The organism is Streptomyces sp. NPDC051561 (assembly GCF_044454195.1).
Lineage (GTDB): Bacteria > Actinomycetota > Actinomycetes > Streptomycetales > Streptomycetaceae > Streptomyces.
On sequence record NZ_JBITDM010000002.1, the window covers coordinates 22,651 to 44,174 of the forward strand.

Consider the following 21,524-nt stretch of genomic DNA (forward strand, 5'->3'; position numbering starts at 1 on the left):
GCATCAGCCGATCGGCTGATGCCGGCTCCGATCGGTGGACCTTTCCCGTAGTACGCCCTGAGCCACGACCCCGAGTCGGCTCGGGGTCGTACGTTCGAGTCCGGGGGTCGTACGTCGGGCCCGCCGGGTAATACCCGCAGGCCTGTCCAGGGGTTGTACGGCGTGCTGCCCCGCGCCCCCGAATACTCACTGGGCCCCGGCGGACGCGGCTCGTAGGCTCAGCCCGATGACCGATACACACACCTCCCCCGGGTCCCCCACCGAAATACCGGAAGCACGGCCGGCGAAGCCGGACAAAGCGGAGAAACGCTCCGCCGTGCGCTCCCTGCTGCGCCTGTGGCCGTATGTCAGACCGGTCCGGGCCCGCTGGGGGTCGGCCGCGGTCGTCGCGATCGTCGCCTCCTGTCTGAGCCTGGTCATCCCGCTCGTCCTGAAGTGGATGGTCGACGGCCCGATCGCCGACGGCGACCCCGGCGGGGTGTGGCTCGGCGCCGGTGCGCTGCTCGGTCTCGGCATCGTGGAGGCGGCGCTCTTCGGGCTGCGGCGCTGGCTGATCGCGCGCCCGCTGGCCGGGGTGGAGGCGGGGCTGCGCGCCGATCTGTACCGGCATGTGCAGCGGCTGCCGGTGGCGTTCCACGACAAGTGGGCGTCGGGGCAGCTGCTTTCGCGCGGGACGACGGACCTGATGCTGATCCGGATGTTCCTGGCGTTCCCGCTGACCTTCCTGATCGTCAATGGGACGACGATCCTGGTGGGCTTCGTGATTCTGCTGATGCAGGAGTGGACGCTGGGTCTGGTGCTGATGGTGCCGGTGATCCCGCTGATGGTGCTGTGTGCGGTCTTCGAGAAGAAGTACGCGCTGGTGTCGCGCACGGCGCAGGACCAGGTGGGCGATCTGACCACGGTCGTCGAGGAGAGTGTGCTCGGCATCCGGATCATCAAGGGCTTCGGCCGGCACCGTGCGCAGGCCGAGGCGTTCCGCGAGATGTCGCAGAAGCTGCGCGGCACCGAGCTGGTCAAGGCCCGGCTGCTCGCGGGGATCCTGGGTCTGATCACGGTCATTCCGGAGCTGGCGATCGGTGTGGCGCTGGTGCTGGGCACGATCCAGGTGGCGGACGGGGGGCTTTCGGCGGGCACGCTGGTGGCGTTCCTGTCGACGGCGCTGGCGCTGCGGTGGCCGGTGGAGTCGATCGGTTTCCTGCTGGCGATGAGCCAGGAGGCGGCGACGGCGGCGGACCGGTTCTTCGAGGTGATGGACGCGCCGGAGGAGGCGGATCCGGTCACCACGTGTGCGGACGCTTCGGGTGCGGACGCTTCGGGTGCGGCCACCCCGGAAAGTGCCGAGATACGTCGGCGTACCGGCGAACCCGCGCCCACCGGCCTCCACTTCGAGGCCGTCGAGTTCCGCTACCCCGACGCGGCCCCCGACTCCGTCCCCCTCCTCCAGCGCATCGATCTGCACATCCGCTCCGGTGAGACCCTCGCCCTGGTCGGTGCGACCGGCAGTGGCAAGACCACGCTCACCGCGCTGGTGCCCCGGCTGCACGAGCTCACCGGTGGGCGGATCACCCTGGACGGCCGGGACATCGCGGCGATGCCTCGCGCCGAGCTGCGGGAACTGGTGTCGGTCGCCTTCGAGGAGCCGACCCTCTTCTCGGCGACCGTCGGTGAGAACGTACTGATGGGAGCCGGTCCGGACGCCGGGGAGACCGAGCTGCGGCGCGCCTTGGGCATCGCCCAGGCCGAGTTCGTGCACAAGCTGCCCGAGGGCGCGGACACCGAGGTCGGCGAGCAGGGGCTGAGTCTGTCCGGCGGTCAGCGGCAGCGTCTCGCGCTGGCCCGCGCGGTGGTCGGCAAGCCACGTTTCCTGGTGCTGGACGACCCGTTGTCCGCTCTCGACGTCCACACGGAGGCCCTGGTGGAGGCGGCGCTGCGGCGCGTCCTCGCCGACACCACGGCGCTGGTGGTGGCGCACCGCCCGTCCACGGTGATGCTCGCCGACCGGGTCGCCCTGCTGTCCGGCGGCCGAATCGCCGCCGTCGGCACCCACCACGAACTGCTCCGGGACAACGCGGAGTACGCCTGGCTGATGTCGGGTGCACGGGACGCGGACGACCGGCACGGCGTGGCGATGTCCGACCGGCGCGACGACAAGACGGCCGGCCGGCACGACGTAGCGACGGCCGACCGGAACCTGCACGAGGGAGCGGACGCGTGACCACCATCGACCAGGGCAAGCCGCCCGCACCCGCCGTTGCCGCCGGGCAGCCCGCCGACCCGGCAGTTGACCCCTTCGGCCAGGACGAACTCCCCTCCCCGCCCGGCGCCACCTGGCGTCTGCTCGGCTCGCTGCTGCGCCCGCGCCGGGGGTACGTCGTCCTCTCCGCCCTCTTCCTGCTGCTCCAGCAAGCGTCCATCCAGGCGGGCCCGCTGCTGGTGGCGTACGCCATCGACAGTGGCGTCCCCGCTTTCCGCGCCCACGACTACGGCCCGCTGGTCACCGTCGCGGTCGGCTACCTCGTCTGCTCGGTGGCCTCCGCCGTCCTCCAGTACGCCTTCTTCCGGACCTCCGCCCGCGTCAATCAGGACGTCCTCCTGGACCTGCGCGGCCGGATCTTCCGGCACGGCCAGGCCCTCAGCGTCGACTTCCACGAGCGCTACACCTCGGGCCGGCTGATCTCCCGGGCCACCACTGACGTCGAGTCGCTGCGCGAGCTGCTCTCCGAAGGCCTCCAGGAACTTATCGCGGTCGTCCTCTCCTTCCTCTCCATCTCCGCGCTGCTCCTCTATCTGGACCTGGGTCTGGGGGCGGTCGCGGCCGCCTCCTTCGTGCCGCTGTATCTGCTGATCCGGCTGTACCGGCGGCGGGTCGGCGTGGTCTTCAGCAAGCGGTCCTCGGCGGTCGCCGCGGTGATCGTGAAGTTCGCGGAGACCCTCAACGGCATCCGCCCGGTGCGTGCCTTCCGCCGTGAGCGCGCCAACGACGAGGCCTTCGCGGTACTCAACCGTCGGCACGAACTCACCAACGGCGACTCGCTGCTGGAGATGGCCCGTTACGTCGTCGGCTCCCGCCTGGTCGCCAACACGGCGGTCGCGGGCATCGTCCTGTGGGGCGCCTACCGGGTCGCCTCCGGCACCCTCGCGCTCGGCGTGCTGGCCGCCGCGGTCCTCTATCTGCGCCGGCTGTACGACCCGATCGACCGGCTCGGCATGTTCCTCAACTCCTTCCAGTCGGCGTCCGCGTCCCTGGAGAAGATCGCGGGTCTGCTCTCCCAGACCCCGACCGTCCCCGAGCCCGCCGTGCCGCGCGCACTGCCGGTCAAGGACTCCGAACACCCGGGCCGGAGCGTGGAGTTCGATGGCGTACGGTTCGCCTACCGCACCGGCGGCGAGGTGTTGCCGCGCTTCGATCTGACGCTGGCCGCCGGGGAGACGGTCGCGGTCGTCGGGTCGACCGGCGCGGGCAAGTCCACCCTCGCCAAGTTGCTCGCCCGCTTCTACGACCCCACCGAGGGCCGGGTCCTGCTGGACGGCACCGACCTGCGCGACCTGTCCGTTCCCGAGCTGCGGCACGGCGTCGTCATGGTCACCCAGGAGGCCTTCCTCTTCTCCGGGACGGTCGCCGAGAACATCGCGATCGGCCGCCCGGAGGCGAGCCGCGACGAGATCGAGCAGGCCGCCAGGGAGATCGGCGCGCACGACTTCATCGTGGGGCTGCCGGACGGTTACGACACGGACGTGCGCAAGCGGGGCGGCCGGATCTCGGCGGGGCAGCGGCAGTTGGTCGCCTTCGCGCGGGCACTGCTGGCCGACCCGGCGGTCCTCATCCTGGACGAGGCGACCAGCTCGCTGGACATCCCGGGCGAGCGGGCGGTGCAGCGCGCGATGCACACCGTCCTGCACGGGCGTACCGCCGTCGTCATCGCCCACCGGCTGTCGACGGTCGAGGTCGCCGACCGGGTCCTGGTGATGGAGCACGGCCGCGTCGTCGAGGACGGGGCACCCGCCGAACTCATCGGCGGCGAGGGCCGGTTCGCGGACCTGCACCGGGCCTGGCGGGACAGCCTGGTCTGAACCGCAGGCCGCGGCGCCACAGGGGGTGGGGGCATCGGCTCCCACCCCTTGCGTACGGAACCCCGCGTACGGAAACCCTGCGTACGAAACCGGAAGCGTGGCGGGCCGAAAGCTGCCGGGCACCGCACAAGCGGACCCGCTCCGGCCGGTGAAAGCCTTGGACGCATGAGCGATGTCCGGAACGTGAGCCTTCGCCCTCGCGGGGTGCGCGCCCTGTGGTGCTGCGTCGCGCTGGGGGCCTGCGGGGCGGTCCTGGCCGCGGTACGCATGGCGTACTTCGGCCGCACAGTCGACGCGTGGGCCGGGGCCGGTCTGCTCCTCGCGCTGGTGGGCCTCGGCTGCCTGCTCGGAGTGAGTGCCCGGGTGAGCGCCGACGCGTCCGGTCTGCACGTCCGCAGGCTGCTGCGCCGCCGGAGCGTGCCGTGGCCGGACATCGCCGATCTGCACGTCCACCTCCGGCACGGGCGTCACGGCGAGGAGCGCAAGCGCGTGCGCGTGGTGCTGCGCGACGGACACCGGCGCCGGCTGCCGCTGCCGAGGCAGTGGTCCAACGACGACTCGGCGGGCTTTGACGCCGGGCTGGACGGCCTGCGGGCGCTGCACCGGCGCTACGGCTCTCCCCGCTCCGGCCACCTCCCCGTCGTCACTTCACGCTCCGCGGGACACGGCCCGGCCAGACCTCTGGCCGCGGGTGTGCTCCTGCTCGTGTGCGCGGGCCTGGCCGGCTGGCTGACGCCGGTCGCCGAGGAGCAGGCGCGGGCCTGGCGGACGGCCGTCCCGTGCGTCGCCGGTACGCCCACGGCCGGGCGCGGCGAGTGCCTGACCACCCTGCGTGCGGTGATCGCGCGGCCCGAGGCCCAGTCCGGGAAGAAGTCCAGTTGGCTGTACTTCGCCGGGGGCGTCCCGCAGGAGCGGCTCAGCGTCTCGCACGAGGGGGCCGCCGGCTTCCGGGCGGGTGACGGCGTCGAGCTGACACTCTGGCGCGGCCAGGTGCGGGTGGTCGCCGGTGAGCACCACGTGTGGCGTGAGCACTTCTCCGTCGGCGGGGAGGCGGCCGTCGCCACCGCCCTGTGCGTGCTGGCGGCGGGCTACCCCGGCGCCCTGCTGCTGATGCGCGTACGGGGGCGCCTGCTGCCCCACGACGAGGTGCTGCCGTCCGCCGTTCCGTTCGCGGGGGCGCTCGCCGGTACGGCCCTGTGGCTGGCGCCGCTCTGCTACTTCCAGGTCTCCGCGCCGCTCGGCACCCCTGTGACGAGCGCCTGGGCGGTGGCGGGCGCGGGGGTCTCGGCGGTCCTGTTCGGCTGGGCCTGGCGGGCCACCCGGTTGCGTACGCCCGGGGAGGCGGCGGGCGGCCGGGCGGCCCCGGCGGACTCCACCGGGGAGGTGTTCCTGGCCGCCCGTTTCCTGGAGTCCGTCGACTACAGCCCCTACGGCTCCGGCACCCACATCGTCCTCGGGGGCGGCCCGCCCGCGACGACTCCGCACCCGGGCCCGGGCCGGTTCGCGGCGAAACGGATCCCGGTGGAGCGGCTCACCGTCAAGGAGGTCCGGCGCCAGCGGGGCGGTGACGGTGAGACCGTGCCCAGGAACTGGCACATCGCCGAACTCGACGACGCGGGCACTCCGGTGCGCCTCGCGGCCGCTCCGGCCGATCTGGCGCGCATCCTGGCGGAGTTGAACCTCGGGACGGCGCCGGCTCCTGGCTCTGCCCCGGCTCCGGCTCCTGCCGACGCCGCTGCCGACGCCCGCTAGTCGCGCCTCTCGCGGATCAGTGCGTCAGGTCCAGTTCCGCGCGGACCGTCTTGCCCACCGGGCCCCGGTCCCGTACGTCCCACCGGTCGGCCAGTGCCTCCACCAGCAGCAGCCCCCGCCCGCTGTCCGCGCCGGGCTCCGGCGGTACGAGAGTGCCGGGGCCTGCGGGCCTGCGCTCGCCGCGCGCGTCCGAGACCTCGATGCGCAGGGTGTGCGCGTCCAGGGCGAGCCGCAGCTCGAAGTCGCGCCCCGGTACGTGCCCGTGGGTGACCGCGTTCGCGGCGAGTTCGGCGACGAGGTGCGCGGCGGTCTCGGAGAGTGCGCAGCCGTACGGGATGCCCCAGGCGTGCAGCTGCTGTACGGCGAGGTGCCGGGCGAGCCGGGCACCCCGCCGCGTCGAGCTGAGGCACTGCGTGAACACACGTACGGTAGTTGCCACTTGAGGGGTGGAGGGTGGTGTCATACCCCTCATCCGACTGCCCGGCGGGCCAGTTCTCCAGGTCAGCGACTAGCACTCTGCGTGAGAGTACTAGTACGGAGGGTGGACAGGGCTGGCAACTGACCGTAACCATGGCCGCGTTGGGTGTGGGCGGCTGGGGCGGGCGTACGGGAGGTGTCCTGGGATGACGGACGGTGCGGGTGGGCAGTCGGGTGGCGGCGAGCCGGAGGTGTCGGACAGCCTGCGCACCTTCGGCGAGGTGCTGAAGGCGTTCCGCAGGCGGGCGGGGCTGACCCAGGAGGAGTTCGCCGAGCGGTCCGGGTACTCGGTGCAGACGATCGCCAAGATCGAGCAGGGGCGCCGCTTCCCGCAGCCGGAGTTCGTGGAACAGGCGGAGGAGATTCTCGACGCGTTCGGGGCACTGCGGGGTGCGGCCCGGCATCTGTCGCGGCAGCCGGGGCTGGCGAGTTGGTTCAGGCAGTGGGCGAGGTTCGAGGTCACGGCGGTCAGCCTGTACACGTACGAGTGCCGGGTGGCACCGGGACTGTTGCAGACCGAGGCGTACGCGCGGGCGGTTTCGCTCAGCGTGCCGCCACTGCCCGACGAGGACGAGCTGACCGAACGCATCGCGGCCCGCCTCGACCGCCAGAACCTGCTCGCCACCACCCGGAAGCCACCCACCGCCTTCAGCTTCATCGTCGAGCAGGCAGTGCTGGAGCGGCACACGGGCGGCGAGGAGGTGACCCGGGAACTCTTCGACCACTTGGTGGAGGTGGTCGAGCGGCACTGGAACGTGGAGTTCCAGCTGATGCCCCTGCGGCAGACGGTTCACGCGGGACTGGACGGGCCGATGCAGCTGATGGAAACGCCGACGAACCGTTGGTACGGCTACTCGGAGGGGCAGGAGAACGGCCGCCTCATCACCGGCCCGAAAGAGATCAGCCGACTCCAGCAACGCTATGCCAAGATGCGCTCACAGGCCCTGACCCCGGAAGACTCGCTGGGCCTGCTGAAGCGAATGCGAGGAGCGCTATGAGCACGGCCCCACTGGCATGGTTCAAGAGCAGCTACAGCGGCTCCGACGGTGATGACTGCGTGGAAGTCGCCCTCTCCTGGCGGAAGTCGACCTACAGCAGCGGCAGCCAGGGCGACTGCGTCGAGGTCGCCACCTGCCCCACCACCGTCCACGTCCGCGACTCCAAGCTGACCGAGAGCCCCCAACTCGCCCTCACCCCCGACGCCTGGGAGGCCTTCGTCTCGTACACCGTCCGGGCCTGACGCCAACTCCCGCGCAAACAAGGCCCTGTAGCCCCCTCAGGCGTTCGACCGCTTGGGGGGCCGGGGCTCCGCGCCGTCCGAGAGATGGCGTACGACGACCTCGCCGATCTCCGCGAACGCGGTCTGCTGTTCCGGGGTGAGCAGGTCGATGAAGTGGCGCCGCGCGGAGTCCACATGGAGCGGAGCCGCCGCCTTCAGCGTGCTCAGACCCTCCTCGGTGAGGACGACCTCCGCGCAGCGCGCGTCGTCCGTGCGGCCCTCCCGGACGACGAGACCGCGCTGCTGCATCCGCTTGAGATGGTGCGAGAGGCGGCTGCGGGACCAGAGCATCCGGTCCGCCAGCTCCCCGATCTGACAGCGGTTGCCCTCGGCGAAGCTCAGATGGGACAGCACGTCGTAGTCGGCGTCGGACAGGCCGCTGTCCTGGGCGAGGTCGCGGGAGATCTGCGCGGCGAGCAGCAGGTGCATACGGCGGTACGCCTGCCAGGTGCGCTGCTCGGCGCCGGTCAGCCAGCGGGGTTCGTCTGAGGTCACGGGCACCAGCGTACCCAGAAATGATTGACACGTCACAGAACCTGCGTCTACGTTAATCGATGACACGTCAATCATCTGGAGGAGAAGTGGCCCGGACCGATCACAGCGTGGAGCCTCCGGGTCCCGCCTCCATGGGCCGCCGGATGACTCAACTCACCTTCGGGCTGGTGCTGTTCGGCATCAGTATGGCGCTCATGATCGTCGCCGGTCTGGGTGTCGCCTCCTGGGACGTACTGCACCAGGGGCTCGCGCACAGCACCGGAATCTCCTTCGGTCTCGTCGTGAACGGCATCGGGGTGCTGGTACTGCTGGCCTGGATACCGCTGCGGGTACGGCCGGGCATCGGCACGGTGCTCAACATCCTGGTCGTCGGCCTGGTCGCGGACGCCACCCTGGCGCTGCTCCCCACCGCCGTGGAGAACCTGCCGGTCCGGGTTCTGCTTCTGCTGGCCGGTGTGGCGCTCAACGCGCTGGCGACGGGCCTGTACGTCGGCGCCGGTCTCGGTCCCGGGCCCCGCGACGGCCTGATGACCGGCCTGGCCGAGCGCGGGATCTCGATCCGGGTGGCCCGTACCGGCATCGAACTGACGGTACTGGCGGCCGGCTGGCTGCTGGGCGGCACGGTCGGCGTCGGCACGCTGCTGTTCGCGATGGCGATAGGCCCGCTGACCCAGCCGGCCCTGCACCGCTTCACCCTCACCCCGCAAGCCACTCCCACCTCCCCCACCCCTCCCTCCTCTTCGTAAGGAATCCTCCATGTCTCGCCTGTACGTCCTCGCCGCCAGCACCCGCCCCACCTCCTCCGGCCGCCCGCTGGCCCGCTGGGTCGCCGAACTGGCCGCCGCCCGAACGGAGTTCGATGTCACCACCGTCGACCTCGCCGAGGTCGGCCTCCCACTGCTCGACGAGCCCGAGTACCCGTCCACCGGCCGCTACGCCCACCCGCACACCCAGGCGTGGAGCACCACCATCTCCCCCGCCGACGCCTTCCTCTTCGTGATGCCGATGTACAACGGCGGCTTCACCGCCCCCCTCAAGAACGCCATCGACTCCCTCTTCGCCGAGTGGGAGAACAAGCCGGTCGGCCTGATCAGCTACAGCGCGGGCCCGTCCGGCGGCGCCCCCGCCATCGAGATGCTCCGCCCGGTCCTGGCCCGGGTCGGCCTGCGCCCGGCGGAGGCCACCGTGTCCGTCGCCGGTATCGACGGGCTGGTCGACCGCGCGGCGGGCACCTTCGCGGCGTCACCGGACATCCGGACCGGCGTGGAGTCGGTACTCGACTCCGTGGCCGCGCTGCTGGCGGCGGTGCCGGAGCGGGCGGGCGTCTGACACCCACAGCGCGCCGATACCGACAACAACACCAACACCCGGAACACGCCCAGTTCACCCCCGGCCACCCCCACAACCTCCTCCGGAAGGTCACCGCGCGACTCACCCCCGTCACACCCACCACAGGAAATCAGCCACCCGCATCTCCCGTGACCACCACGTGGAGGGATCACTTCCGTGCCCACTTCGTGCCGGGCGGCCCGATTGCTCCGGGGCGGCGTTTGCGAAGGCAGGGTCCGAAACGGGGCGCCGGGGGTGCCGGTGTGCGCTGGTGGGACGGGGTGTTTGGGCGATGTAACACCCCCTTCATCTTTGTCTTGCGCACGGGCAAACGGTCCGTATACCGAACATGACGATCCGGAGAAGGAAACGGATCCAGCCAACTTATTGACGCGCTCCTGACAGCACCGGCCCCCACCTGCCACTCTTCCGACGTTCCAAGAACCACCGGTTCACCTGCACGACCAGTTCACCTGCACCACACGGACCAACTGCTCTGCCTGCTCTGCAAGTTCTGCCCGGTCGACCTCACCCAGTCGGCCGGTTCCCCCTCGCAGAAGGAGTTCGCGTGAGATCCACGCACCGCAAGCGCGCCACCGCGTCCGGCGCACTGCTCGCAGCGGCGGCCATGCTCGCCGTCGGCGTCCAGGCCGGTACCGCCGGCGCGGAGGCCCCCCGGGCCGCCGCCCCCACCGCCGCGCAGGCCAACCCGGGCGCCACGCCCGCGAAGCTCACCCCGGCCCAGCGCGCGGCGCTGCTCGCCAAGGCCAACGAGACCAAGGCGGCCACCGCCAAGGAGCTCGGGCTCGGCGCCAAGGAAGCGCTCGTCGTCCGTGATGTGATCCAGGACCTGGACGGCACCACGCACACCCGTTACGAGCGCACCTTCGACGGGCTGCCCGTCCTCGGCGGCGACCTGGTCGTCAAGAAGAGCAAGGCGGCCCAGACCCAGGGCGTCTCCCGTTCCACCACCGCGAAGCTCCAGGGCATCGCCGCCGCCCCGAAGGTGGCCCCGGCCGCCGCCGAGCAGCAGGCACTCGGTCTGGCGAAGGCAGAGGGATCGAAGTCAACGAAGGCGTCGATCGCCCCGCGCCAGGTGGTCTGGATGGGATCGGGCGCACCGGTCCTCGCGTTCGAGACGGTGGTCGGCGGGCTCCAGCACGACGGCACCCCCAACGAGCTGCACGTCGTCACCGACGCCGCCACCGGCAAGAAGCTGTACGAGTGGCAGGCCGTCGAGAACGGCGTCGGCAACACCCAGTACAGCGGGCAGGTGACGCTCGGGTCGACGCAGTCGGGCTCGACGTTCAACCTCACCGACGGCGGGCGCGGCAACCACAAGACGTACGACCTCAACGGTGGTTCGTCGGGCACCGGCACGCTCTTCTCCGGTCCTGACGACACGTGGGGCAACGGGCTGCCGTCCAACCGCGAGACCGCGGGCGCGGACGCCGCGTACGGTGCGGGTCTCACCTGGGACTACTACAAGAACGTGCACGGCCGCACCGGCATCCGCGGTGACGGCGTCGGCGCGTACTCCCGCGTCCACTACGGCAACGCGTACGTCAACGCGTTCTGGCAGGACTCCTGCTTCTGCATGACGTACGGCGACGGCCAGGGCAACAGCAAGCCGCTCACCTCGATCGACGTGGCCGCGCACGAGATGACGCACGGCGTCACCTCCGTGACCGCCAAGCTGGTCTACTCCGGCGAGTCCGGCGGCCTGAACGAGGCGACCTCCGACATCTTCGCGGCGGCCGTCGAGTTCAACGCCAACAACGCCACCGACAAGGGCGACTACCTCGTCGGCGAGAAGATCGACATCAACGGCAACGGCACGCCGCTGCGCTACATGGACAAGCCTTCCAAGGACGGCGCGTCGAAGGACGCCTGGTACTCGGGCATCGGCAACATCGACGTCCACTACTCGTCGGGCCCGGCGAACCACTTCTTCTACCTGCTGTCCGAGGGCAGCGGCGCGAAGGTCATCAACGGGACCTCGTACGACTCGCCGACCTCCGACGGTCTGCCGGTGACTGGCATCGGCCGCGACAAGGCGGAGAAGATCTGGTTCCGCGCGCTGACCACGAAGTTCACGGCCAACACCAACTACGCCAACGCACGCATCGGCACGGTGGCCGCGGCGACCGAGCTGTACGGCGCAGGCAGCCCCGAGGTCAAGGGCGTCGAGAACGCCTGGGCCGCCATCAACGTCGGCGCCCGCCCCGACCCGGGCACCCCGGGCGGAAAGGTCTTCGAGAACACCGCCGACGTCTCCATCCCGGACAACGCGGGCGCGGTGACCTCCCCGGTGACCGTCACCGGTGTCACCGGCAACGCCCCGGCGACCCTCAAGGTCGACGTGAACATCGTCCACACCTACATCGGTGACCTGGTGGTCGACCTGATCGCTCCGGACGGTTCGGTCTACAACCTGCACAACCGCTCCGGCGGCAGTGCGGACAACATCGTGAAGTCCTACACGGTGAACGCGTCCTCCGAGGTCGCCAACGGCACCTGGAAGCTCCGCGCCCAGGACAAGGCGGGCGCGGACGTCGGCTACATCAACAGCTGGAAGCTCACCTTCTGACCGGCTGAAGTCCGTTCTGTGAACAGACTCTGAGTGGTGCCCGGGGCCGTCGGCGGTCCCGGGCACCACTTGCGTTTCCGCCCGGCCGAGGGCGCTTGGACACAGGCTCCTGCTTTCGTCGGGGGCGCGGGGCCGGAGGCGTCGTGCAGGCTGTCCCCCATGTCTGTGAGAGCGGGTCTGCGGCGGGAGCGCCGTCGAGAGTGGGTGCTCGACGCCCTGCTGTGGGTGTTCCTCGGCAGCTTCGTGCTGATGAAGGAGAACCCGTACCGGGGCGAGCCGTGGCCGCTGGTCGTCGGGGGCGTCGTCTCGCTGGGCCTCGGGGTGTTGCTGTGCCGCAAGTGGCCACTGGTGTCGCTGACGGTGGCGGTGGTGTGGAGCGCGACCCGCAGCCCGGAGCTGTTCACGCCGACGTACACGGCGGCCATGTGCGTCTTCGGGTACCTCGCGGGCAGGCGCGGGCCCCGGGTGCGGCCCGCCGTGCTGTGCTTCAGCGGGTACGCGGTGGCCGGGCTCGGCTGGTGCTTCGCCTTCGACGACACGCTGTGGGTGTGGTTCGCCCAGCTCACGACGCTGCTGTTGCAGGCGGTGGTGCCGTGGCTGATCGGGCGATACGTCCGGCAGTACGCGGGGATGGTCGCCAACGGCTGGGAACTCGCCGTCCGGATGGAGCGCGAACAGCAGGCCGTCGCCGACCGGGAGCGACTGCGCGAGCGCTCCCGGATCGCCGGCGACATGCACGACTCGCTCGGCCACGAGCTGTCGCTGATCGCGGTACGGGCCGCCGCCCTCCAGGTCAGCCGCAACCTGCCGCCCGCCGAACAGGCGGCTGCGGGCGAGCTCCGGCAGTCGGCCGCGGACGCCACGGCTCGGCTGCGGGACATCATCGGCGTACTGCGCACCGACGAGGAGAACGCCCCGACCACGCCCGCCGACGAGACGGTGGCCGCGGTGGTGGAGCGCGCCGCGAGATCGGGCCTGAAGGTCGAACTGGTCGGCGAGCAAGCCCTGTTGGGGCTGCCGCCGATGGCGGACCGGGCCGCCCACCGCGTCGTACAGGAAGCCCTGACCAATGCGACGAAGCATGCACCCGGGTCGTTGGTACGGGTTTCGGTGGTACGTCACCCAGCAGGCGACCCCGTCCTGATACAGGTGACCAACTCCCCACCCGCCGGCAGCACTTCGAGTGGACTCGCCTCCGGCGGCACCGGTCTGGTCGGCCTGGACGAGCGGGTCCGGCTGGCGGGCGGGACCCTGGAGCACGGACCCACCCCGGACGGCGGCTTCCGGATACTGGCCGCACTCCCACCGACCCAGCAGCCACTCCCCCGCGACGCCGCACCGCACTCCCCCACCACGGAAAGGGAGTTGGAGCACTCCCGGCGCAAGGTCCGGCGCGGCCTGGTGCAGGCGATCGTGGCGCCGGTGGCCGTGGTGGCGGTGCTGGGCGTACTGATGCTGGTCTTCCAGCAGTACGGCCAGTCGCGGTCGGTACTGGACGGCGACCTGTTCAAGGACGCCCGGATCGGGGAGCGGCGGGCCGCACTGGAGCACCGGCTGCCCGACCATCCGCTGGACGGCCCCCCGGCGGGCGCCGGCCCCGAACCCGCCGGGGCCGACACCTGCCTCTACTTCCGTTACGACCGCTACGAGACGCTGCCCGTGTATCGGCTGTGCTTCACGGACTCGGCGCTGACCTCGAAGGCTCTGGTGGACGACGTACCGAACGAGGAGCGGCGACCGTAAGGGCCCGGAGGCTCACCGCATCAGTACCCCGGCCCCCTCCCCCGTGGCCTCCGTCGGCAGGGTCACCAGCCCCAGGTCCGCGCTGCTCGCCAGCAGCCGGTGCGAGGGCAGGACGCGGACGGTGTAGCCGTAGGGGCCCGTGCGGTCCAGGGCGAGCGGGCCCTCGTACGTCCACCGGCCCTCCAGGTCGGGGCCCGCGGCGGGCTTGAGCGGGAAGGACTCGGCGCCGCCGATCCGGTCCTCGGAGTCGACCCGGCCCGCGACCGCCTGTACCTCCACGTCGTCCGGGCCGAGTTCGCCCAGGCACACCCGGATGCGGAGGGAGAGCGTGGAGCCCAGCTCGGCCGTGCCGTTGACCGCGGTGGCGGCGACCGCCTCCACATGGTCGACGGCCACACCCGGCCAGGCGGCCCGCACCCGCCCCTTCCAGCCCGCCAGCTCCCTCGCGGCGTCCGGGGTCAGTGCCCGGTGGGCGCGCGCGGCCGGGGCGTACAGCCGCTCCACGTACTCCCGCACCATCCTCCCCGCGAGCACCTTCGGCCCCAGTGTCACCAGGGTCTGGCGCACCATCTCGATCCAGCGGTCGGGCAGAGCGCCCCTTCCCTTCTCGTAGAAGCGCGGCACCACCCGCTGCTCGATCAGCTCGTACAGCGCGCCCGCTTCGAGGTCGTCGCGGCGGTCCTCGGTGGCCGCCCCGTCGGCGGTCGGGATCGACCAGCCGAAGTCCGGCTCGAACCACTCGTCCCACCAGCCGTCCAGGACGGACAGGTTGAGGCACCCGTTCAGTGCGGCCTTCATCCCGCTCGTCCCGCACGCCTCCAGCGGGCGCAGCGGGTTGTTCAGCCACACATCGCACCCCGGGTAGAGCTTCTGCGCCATCCGCATCCCGTAGTCGGGCAGGAAGACGATCCGGTGCCGCACCCTCGGGTCGTCGGCGAACCGCACCAGCTCCTGCACCAGCCGTTTGCCGCCGTCGTCGGCGGGGTGGGCCTTGCCCGCGACCACGATCTGGATCGGGCGGTCCGGGTGCAGGAGGAGGTCCATCAGCCGGTCGCGGTCACGCAGCATCAGGGTGAGCCTCTTGTACGAGGGCACGCGGCGCGCGAATCCGATGGTGAGCACATCGGGGTCCAGCACCCCGTCGATCCAGCCCAGTTCGGCGTCGACGGCTCCGCGCTGGAGCCACGAGGTCCGCAGCCTGCCCCGTACCTCCTTCACCAGGTTTTCCCGGAGCACCCGGCGCAGGTCCCACACCTCGGCGTCCGGGATCTCCGCCACGGCGTCCCAGCGGCGGGAGCCGCCGACCGAGAGGGCGTCCTCGGTGCGGGCGGCTCCGATCTGCCGGGCGCCGAGCCGGACGACCTCGGGGGCGACCCAGGTGGGGGCGTGCACTCCGTTGGTGATCGAGGCGATCGGCACCTCCTCGGGGTCGAAGCCGGGCCACAGCCCGGCGAACATCCCCCGGCTGACGGACCCGTGCAGCGTGGAGACGCCGTTCGCCCGCTGCGCGAGCCGAAGCCCCATCACCGCCATGTTGAACAGGTTCGGCTCCCCTCCGGGGTACGTCTCCATGCCCAGCTGAAGCACCCGCTCGACATCCACCCCCGCCAGCTCGCCGTCGTAGCCGAAGTGGTGGGCGACCAACTCGCGGTCGAAGCGGTCGATGCCGGCCGGGACGGGGGTGTGGGTGGTGAAGACGGTGCCGGCCCGGACCGTCTCCAGGGCGGCGTCGAACTCCAGCCCCCGCCTGCCCAGTTCGCGGATCCGCTCCAGGCCGAGGAACCCCGCGTGGCCCTCGTTGGTGTGGAAGACCTCGGGCTCGGGGTGCCCGCTGAGACGGCAGTACGTCCGCACCGCCCGCACCCCGCCGATCCCCAGCAGCATCTCCTGCAGCAGCCGGTGCTCACTGCCCCCGCCGTACAGCCGGTCCGTCACGTCCCGCTCCCCCGGACCGTTCTCCTCCACGTCCGAGTCCAGCATCAGCAACGGGACCCGGCCGACGCTCGCGATCCAGATGTGCGCCCGCAGCGAGCGCCCGCCGGGCAGCGCCAGCGACACCACGCTCGGAGTTCCGTCACCCTCCCTGAGCAGGCTGACCGGCAGCTCATTGGGGTCCAGCACCGGGTAGTGCTCCTGCTGCCAGCCGTCACGGGAGAGGGACTGCCGGAAGTATCCGTGCCGGTAGAGCAGGCCGACACCGATCAGCGGAACGCCGAGGTCGCTGGCGGCCTTGAGGTGGTCACCGGCCAGGATGCCGAGGCCGCCGGAGTACTGCGGCAGGGCGGCGGTGACGCCGAACTCGGGCGAGAAGTAGGCGAGGGCGCGGGGGAGGTCGCCGGTGTGGGGGAGGTCGGCGGTGGGAGGTCCGGGCGCTTCACTCGGCTCTGCGCCTGTCGGCCGGCCGGACTGCTCCTGGTACCAGCGGGGGCCGTTCAGGTAACGGGCGAGGTCGTCGGCGACGGAGGCGAGGTTCTCCAGGAACCGCTGGTCACCCGCCAGTTGGGTGAGCCGTTCGGCGGACACCGTCCCCAGCAGGCGTACCGGGTCCTCCCCCGAGGCCCGCCAGCCCTCCGGGTCGACGGACCGGAACAGCTCCCGGGTCCCGGTGTGCCAGGACCAGCGCAGGTTCCGGGCCAGCTCGCTGAGTGGGTGGAGCGGGGCGGGGAGTACGGGTCGCACGGTGAACCGACGGATTGCCTTCACGTGACCACCTTCGCAGGGGACAAATGCGGGGCGGGCCGAGCTGCGGCCCGTTGCACCGAAGGTAGTTGGAGGGGCGGGGTGGGGGCCACGGCGCGGGGTGCGCACGGGGGTCGGGGCGGGGAGCGGGGGCCCGGGCAGGGTGCCGGGGCGCACGCCCCCGCGGTCCGCCGGGCACCGCCGGGGCCTCGTCACGCTGAGGACCGGACCGTCCAGGACAGCCTGCCCCCGGACACGTCCTGCACCTGGCCCGAGAGTGCCGGTGAGGACGTCCACGTCCATGTCATCGGCACCGGAGTCCGCACCACCCACCAGACTTCGGCGGCCGCGCGGCCAGTGGCCGGGACTATGCGCAGAACGACGCGGTCGCCCGGGACGAGAACGGCCACGGCACCCACGTGGCCGGGGCCACCGTCGGCGAGACGCACGGCGTCGCCGGGAGGGCACGGTTCGCCGGCGTACGCGTGCTGGACGCCGAGGGGCCGGGCACGACCGCGCAGGTCGGCGCCGGCATCGACCGGGTGGCGAAGAACGCGCGCAGGCCCGCGGTGGCCCATACGAGCCTGGACGGCGAGGCCAACGCCTCCCTGGAAACCGCCGTACGCAACGCGATCAAGGCCAAAGTGGGCTTCGTGGTCGCGGCCGGCAACGACGGGCTGCCGGTGACCCGCTACTCACCGGCCCGGGTCCAGGAGGCCCTGACCGTCGGCGCGACCGACATCAGGGGCAACCGGGCGGCCTCACTCCGGCACCTCGATGGCGTCCCCGCACAGGGCCGGTGCGGCGGCGCCCCGTCCGGCGGGCCAGGCGTGGGCCTCACCCGCGGAGGCGGGCAAGGCGCTCACCGGGCGGTGAGGGGCAGGGTCAAGGGGGCCCATCCAGGCTTGCCGAACCTGCTACTTCAGGTCAACAACCCGTAAAAGCTGGCCAGTTGTGCCGAGGCGGCTTCGTCGTGAACGGCGGGGCCACCTCGTATTTTGCCCGCTCACGGCTTGCCCGCGGCGTTACGCGACGGTAGTTAACAAAACACCGGATTGACCCCCCGAGGTGTGGGGGAAGCCTGTCCCGGTACTCGTATAAGTGAGCACGCGCGCCAGCGAGTTGGGAAAACCCGACCCCTCGCGGGCACCGACACACACCCGCCCCACCCCCTCCGAGACCCCGAGCGAACGCGGACAGGTGAGCCCATTGATCGGTCGTATCCCCGTCCTGGACGTATCCCCCGCGGTGGACCGCGGCAAGAGGCCGGCCAAGGCGGTGGCAGGAGAAACGTTCCAGATCTCCGCCACCGTCTTCCGCGAAGGCCATGACTCCGTGGCCGCCAACGCGGTCCTCCTCGACCCCGAGGGGCGCCCGGGGCCCTGGACGCCGATGCGCGAACTGGCCCCCGGCACCGACCGGTGGGGCGCCGAGGTGACCCCGGACCGCGAGGGCCTGTGGTCGTACGTCGTCGAGGCCTGGGGCGACCCGGTCTCGACCTGGCGCCACCACGCCGGAATCAAGATCCCGGCCGGCCAGGACACCGAACTCGTCCTGGCGGAGGGCGCCGAACTCTACGAACGGGCCGCCGCCGGCGTGCCGAAGAAGGACGGACGCGAGGCGGTGCTGGCCGCCGTGGACGCTCTGCGCGACACCAAGCGGCCCGCCCCCGCCCGGCTCGCCGCCGCCCTGACCCCCGAGGTCGATGCCGCGCTGTCCCACCATCCGCTGCGTGAGCCCCTGTCCACCTCCGATCCGCTGCCGTTGCTGGTCGAACGGGTGCGCGCGCTCTACGGTTCCTGGTACGAGCTGTTTCCGCGTTCCGAGGGCGCAAGTCCACCCGAAGGTGGAATTCCGGCCGCCACGGGGACCTTCCGTACCGCCGCGAAGAGGCTCCCCGCCGTGGCCGCCATGGGATTCGACGTGGTCTATCTGCCACCCATCCACCCCATCGGCACCACCTACCGCAAGGGCCCCAACAACACCCTCTCCGCCTCCGAAGCGGACGTCGGCGTGCCGTGGGCGATCGGCTCCGAGGACGGCGGGCACGACGCCATTCACCCGGACCTCGGCACCTTCGAGGACTTCGACCACTTCGTCGCCGCCGCCCGCGACCTGGGCATGGAGGTGGCCCTGGACTTCGCCCTCCAGTGCTCCCCCGACCACCCCTGGGTCACCGAGCACCCCCAGTGGTTCCACCACCGCCCCGACGGCACCATCGCGTACGCGGAGAACCCGCCGAAGAAGTACCAGGACATCTACCCGATCGCCTTCGACCGCGACATGCCGGGGCTGATCACCGAGACCCTGCGCATCCTGCGGCTGTGGATGGCCCACGGGGTAAGGATCTTCCGGGTCGACAATCCGCACACCAAGCCGGTGGTGTTCTGGGAGCGGGTGCTCGCCGACATCCGGGAGTCCGACCCGGATGTGATCTTCCTGGCCGAGGCGTTCACCAGGCCGGCCATGATGCGCACCCTCGGCGCGATCGGCTTCCAGCAGTCGTACACCTACTTCACCTGGCGCAACGACAAGCAGGAACTCACCGAGTACCTGACCGAACTCTCGCGTGAGAGTGCCCCGTTGATGCGTCCGAACTTCTTCGTGAACACCCCCGACATCCTGCACGCCTACCTCCAGCACGGCGGGCGCCCGGCCTTCGAGGTGCGCGCCGTACTGGCCGCCACCATGTCCCCGTCCTGGGGTGTGTACGCGGGCTACGAACTGTGCGAGAACGTCCCGATCCGCGAGGGCAGCGAGGAGTACCTCCACTCGGAGAAGTACCAACTCAGGCCCCGTGACTGGGAGTCGGCCGAACGCGAGGGCCGGACCATCACCCCGCTGATCACCACCCTCAACCGTCTGCGGCGGGAGAACCCCGCCCTCCAGCAGCTCCGCGACATCCACTTCCACCACACGGACAACGACCGGATCCTGGCGTACTCCAAGCGATCAACAGCGGTCCCAGAGAGGGGTGATGGCACCTCGAACACCGTTCTGGTGGTCGTGAACCTCGACCCTCACCACACCCAGGAGGCCACGGTCTCGTTGGACATGCCGGCACTCGGCCACCTCTGGCACGAGACCGTTCCGGTGCGCGACGAGCTCACCGGCGAGACCTACCACTGGGGCAGGGCCACGTACGTGCGCCTGGAGCCGGGCCGAGCGCCCGCGCACCTCGTCACCCTGCGACCGTCCCCGCTGACCGGAGGGTCACCCACATCATGATCGTCAACGAGCCCGTTCACGACACCTTCGAGGACACTCCGGCGAAGGACCGGGATCCCGAGTGGTTCAAGCGCGCCGTGTTCTACGAAGTCCTCGTCCGGTCCTTCCAGGACAGCAACGGGGACGGCGTCGGCGACCTCAAGGGCATCACCGCCAAGCTGGACTACCTCCAGTGGCTGGGTGTCGACTGCCTCTGGCTGCCGCCGTTCTTCATGTCGCCGCTGCGCGACGGTGGCTACGACGTCTCCAACTACACAGCGGTACTGCCCGAGTTCGGTGATCTCGCCGACTTCGTGGAGTTCGTGGATGCCACGCACCAGCGCGGCATGCGCGTCATCATCGACTTCGTCATGAACCACACCAGCGACCAGCACGAGTGGTTCCAGCAGTCCAGGAGCGACCCGGACGGCCCTTACGGCGACTACTACGTCTGGGCCGACGACGACAAGCAGTACCAGGACGCGCGGATCATCTTCGTCGACACGGAGACCTCCAACTGGACCTTCGACCCGGTGCGCAAGCAGTACTACTGGCACCGCTTCTTCTCCCACCAGCCGGACCTCAACTACGAGAACCCGGCGGTGCAGGAGGAGATCATCTCCGCCCTGCGCTTCTGGCTGGACCTCGGCATCGACGGCTTCCGCCTGGACGCGGTCCCCTACCTCTACCAGGAGGAAGGGACCAACTGCGAGAACCTGCCGCGCACCCACGAGTTCCTGAAGCGGGTACGGGCGGAGATCGACGCCTCCTACCCGGACACCGTGCTGCTGGCCGAGGCGAACCAGTGGCCGGAGGACGTCGTCGAGTATCTGGGCGACTTCTCCAAGGGCGGCGACGAGTGCCACATGGCGTTCCACTTCCCGGTGATGCCGCGCATCTTCATGGCCGTGCGCCGTGAATCGCGCTACCCGGTCTCGGAGATCCTCGCCAAGACCCCGTCCATCCCGCACAACGCCCAGTGGGGCATCTTCCTGCGCAACCACGACGAGCTCACCCTCGAAATGGTCACCGACGAAGAGCGCGACTACATGTACGCGGAGTACGCCAAGGACCCACGGATGCGCGCCAACATCGGCATCCGCCGGCGTCTGGCGCCGCTGCTGGACAACGACCGCAACCAGATCGAGCTGTTCACCGCACTGCTGCTCTCGCTGCCCGGCTCCCCGATCCTGTACTACGGCGACGAGATCGGCATGGGCGACAACATCTGGCTGGGCGACCGGGACGCGGTCCGCACCCCGATGCAGTGGACACCGGACCGGAACGCGGGATTCTCCTCCTGCGACCCCGGCCGGCTCTCCCTCCCCACGATCATGGACCCGGTCTACGGCTACCAGGTGACCAACGTCGAGGCCTCGATGACCTCGCCCTCGTCGCTGCTGCACTGGACCCGGCGCATGATCGAGATCCGCAAGCAGAATCCGGCGTTCGGCCTGGGCTCGTACACCGAACTCCCCTCCTCCAACCCGGCCGTGCTCGCCTTCCTCCGCGAGGCCCCCTCGACGCGGGACGGCGAGGACGACCTCGTGCTGTGCGTGCACAACTTCTCGCGCTTCGCCCAGCCGACCGAGCTGGACCTCCAGGTCTTCAACGGCCGGCACCCGGTCGAGCTGATCGGCGGAGTCCGCTTCCCCGCGATCGGCGAGCTGCCGTATCTGCTCACCCTCGCGGGACACGGCTTCTACTGGTTCCGGCTGCGCAAGGACCCGGGCGCCCAGGCCAGGGCGGAGCAGTCGCGGCACTGAGCGGCCGATTCCCGGGCCGTGCGGTTTCCGCCGTCCGGCCCGGGGCACCCGTCAGGTTTCGCACCGCAGCCAGGTGCTGCACCTGCACCTCGGTCAGATCTCGCACCACAGCACCGTCCCGAACAGCAAGTGC

Annotated in this window: 15 protein-coding genes; 12 read left to right on the forward strand and 3 right to left on the reverse strand. The window is 70.9% G+C overall.

Features of this window, described 5'->3' with window-relative positions:
- Positions 1–226: 226 nt before the first annotated feature.
- From ACIA73_RS04490 to ACIA73_RS04500, 3 genes are all read left to right on the forward strand, one after another.
- Positions 227–2,218 (forward strand): ABC transporter ATP-binding protein, encoded by a 1,992-nt coding sequence (locus ACIA73_RS04490; protein WP_399436791.1) that lies wholly within the window; start codon positions 227–229, stop codon positions 2,216–2,218.
- Positions 2,219–2,223: 5 nt separating this feature from the next.
- Positions 2,224–4,074 (forward strand): ABC transporter ATP-binding protein, encoded by a 1,851-nt coding sequence (locus tag ACIA73_RS04495; RefSeq protein WP_399437445.1) that lies wholly within the window; start codon positions 2,224–2,226, stop codon positions 4,072–4,074.
- A gap of 165 nt (positions 4,075–4,239) precedes the next feature.
- The gene (locus ACIA73_RS04500; RefSeq protein WP_399436792.1) at positions 4,240–5,826 is read left to right on the forward strand and encodes a PH domain-containing protein; all 1,587 of its coding nucleotides are present in this window, start codon (positions 4,240–4,242) and stop codon (positions 5,824–5,826) included.
- A gap of 16 nt (positions 5,827–5,842) precedes the next feature.
- Here the strand turns inward: ACIA73_RS04500 and ACIA73_RS04505 are convergent, their stop codons facing one another.
- On the reverse strand, positions 5,843–6,289 hold the full coding sequence (locus ACIA73_RS04505) for an ATP-binding protein (RefSeq protein WP_399436793.1): 447 nt from the start codon (positions 6,287–6,289) through the stop codon (positions 5,843–5,845).
- Between the two features lie 160 nt (positions 6,290–6,449).
- Here ACIA73_RS04505 and ACIA73_RS04510 point away from each other — a divergent pair, with 160 nt between their 5' ends.
- Both ACIA73_RS04510 and ACIA73_RS04515 read left to right on the forward strand, forming a co-directional pair.
- Positions 6,450–7,301, forward strand: a complete 852-nt coding sequence (locus ACIA73_RS04510; RefSeq protein WP_399436794.1) for a helix-turn-helix domain-containing protein — start codon at positions 6,450–6,452, stop codon at positions 7,299–7,301.
- A complete protein-coding gene (locus tag ACIA73_RS04515) occupies positions 7,298–7,543 on the forward strand; it encodes a DUF397 domain-containing protein (RefSeq protein WP_399436795.1) in 246 nt (81 codons plus the stop codon). Before ACIA73_RS04510 ends, ACIA73_RS04515 begins: the two co-directional genes overlap by 4 nt.
- 36 nt (positions 7,544–7,579) lie before the next feature.
- Here the strand turns inward: ACIA73_RS04515 and ACIA73_RS04520 are convergent, their stop codons facing one another.
- On the reverse strand, positions 7,580–8,077 hold the full coding sequence (locus tag ACIA73_RS04520; RefSeq protein WP_399436796.1) for a MarR family winged helix-turn-helix transcriptional regulator: 498 nt from the start codon (positions 8,075–8,077) through the stop codon (positions 7,580–7,582).
- 86 nt (positions 8,078–8,163) lie between these two features.
- Between ACIA73_RS04520 and ACIA73_RS04525 the strand changes: the two genes are divergently transcribed.
- From ACIA73_RS04525 to ACIA73_RS04540, 4 genes are all read left to right on the forward strand, one after another.
- Entirely contained in the window at positions 8,164–8,823 is a 660-nt protein-coding gene (locus ACIA73_RS04525) for a YitT family protein (RefSeq protein WP_399436797.1), read from the forward strand.
- Between the two features lie 10 nt (positions 8,824–8,833).
- On the forward strand, positions 8,834–9,406 hold the full coding sequence (locus tag ACIA73_RS04530) for an NADPH-dependent FMN reductase (RefSeq protein WP_399436798.1): 573 nt from the start codon (positions 8,834–8,836) through the stop codon (positions 9,404–9,406).
- Positions 9,407–9,974: 568 nt separating this feature from the next.
- A complete protein-coding gene (locus ACIA73_RS04535) occupies positions 9,975–11,996 on the forward strand; it encodes a M4 family metallopeptidase (RefSeq protein WP_399436799.1) in 2,022 nt (673 codons plus the stop codon).
- A 159-nt stretch (positions 11,997–12,155) separates the two neighbouring features.
- Entirely contained in the window at positions 12,156–13,739 is a 1,584-nt protein-coding gene (locus ACIA73_RS04540) for a sensor histidine kinase (protein WP_399436800.1), read from the forward strand.
- 12 nt (positions 13,740–13,751) lie between these two features.
- On the opposite strand, the gene glgP is transcribed toward ACIA73_RS04540, so the two are convergent.
- Positions 13,752–16,442, reverse strand: coding sequence for an alpha-glucan family phosphorylase (glgP, locus tag ACIA73_RS04545; protein WP_399436801.1), 2,691 nt, complete (start codon positions 16,440–16,442; stop codon positions 13,752–13,754).
- A gap of 395 nt (positions 16,443–16,837) precedes the next feature.
- Between glgP and ACIA73_RS04550 the strand changes: the two genes are divergently transcribed.
- The 3 genes from ACIA73_RS04550 to treS all read left to right on the forward strand — a co-directional run bounded on the left by ACIA73_RS04550 (position 16,838) and on the right by treS (position 21,391).
- Positions 16,838–17,359 carry a S8 family serine peptidase gene (locus ACIA73_RS04550; RefSeq protein WP_399436802.1) on the forward strand — a complete coding sequence of 174 codons (522 nt, stop codon included), beginning with the start codon at positions 16,838–16,840 and terminating at the stop codon, positions 17,357–17,359.
- A gap of 268 nt (positions 17,360–17,627) precedes the next feature.
- Complete coding sequence (locus tag ACIA73_RS04555; RefSeq protein WP_399436803.1) at positions 17,628–19,646, forward strand: maltotransferase domain-containing protein; 2,019 nt, start codon at positions 17,628–17,630, stop codon at positions 19,644–19,646.
- Complete coding sequence (treS, locus tag ACIA73_RS04560; protein ID WP_399436804.1) at positions 19,643–21,391, forward strand: maltose alpha-D-glucosyltransferase; 1,749 nt, start codon at positions 19,643–19,645, stop codon at positions 21,389–21,391. The genes ACIA73_RS04555 and treS overlap by 4 nt, the downstream gene beginning before the upstream one ends.
- Positions 21,392–21,524: the final 133 nt, after the last annotated feature.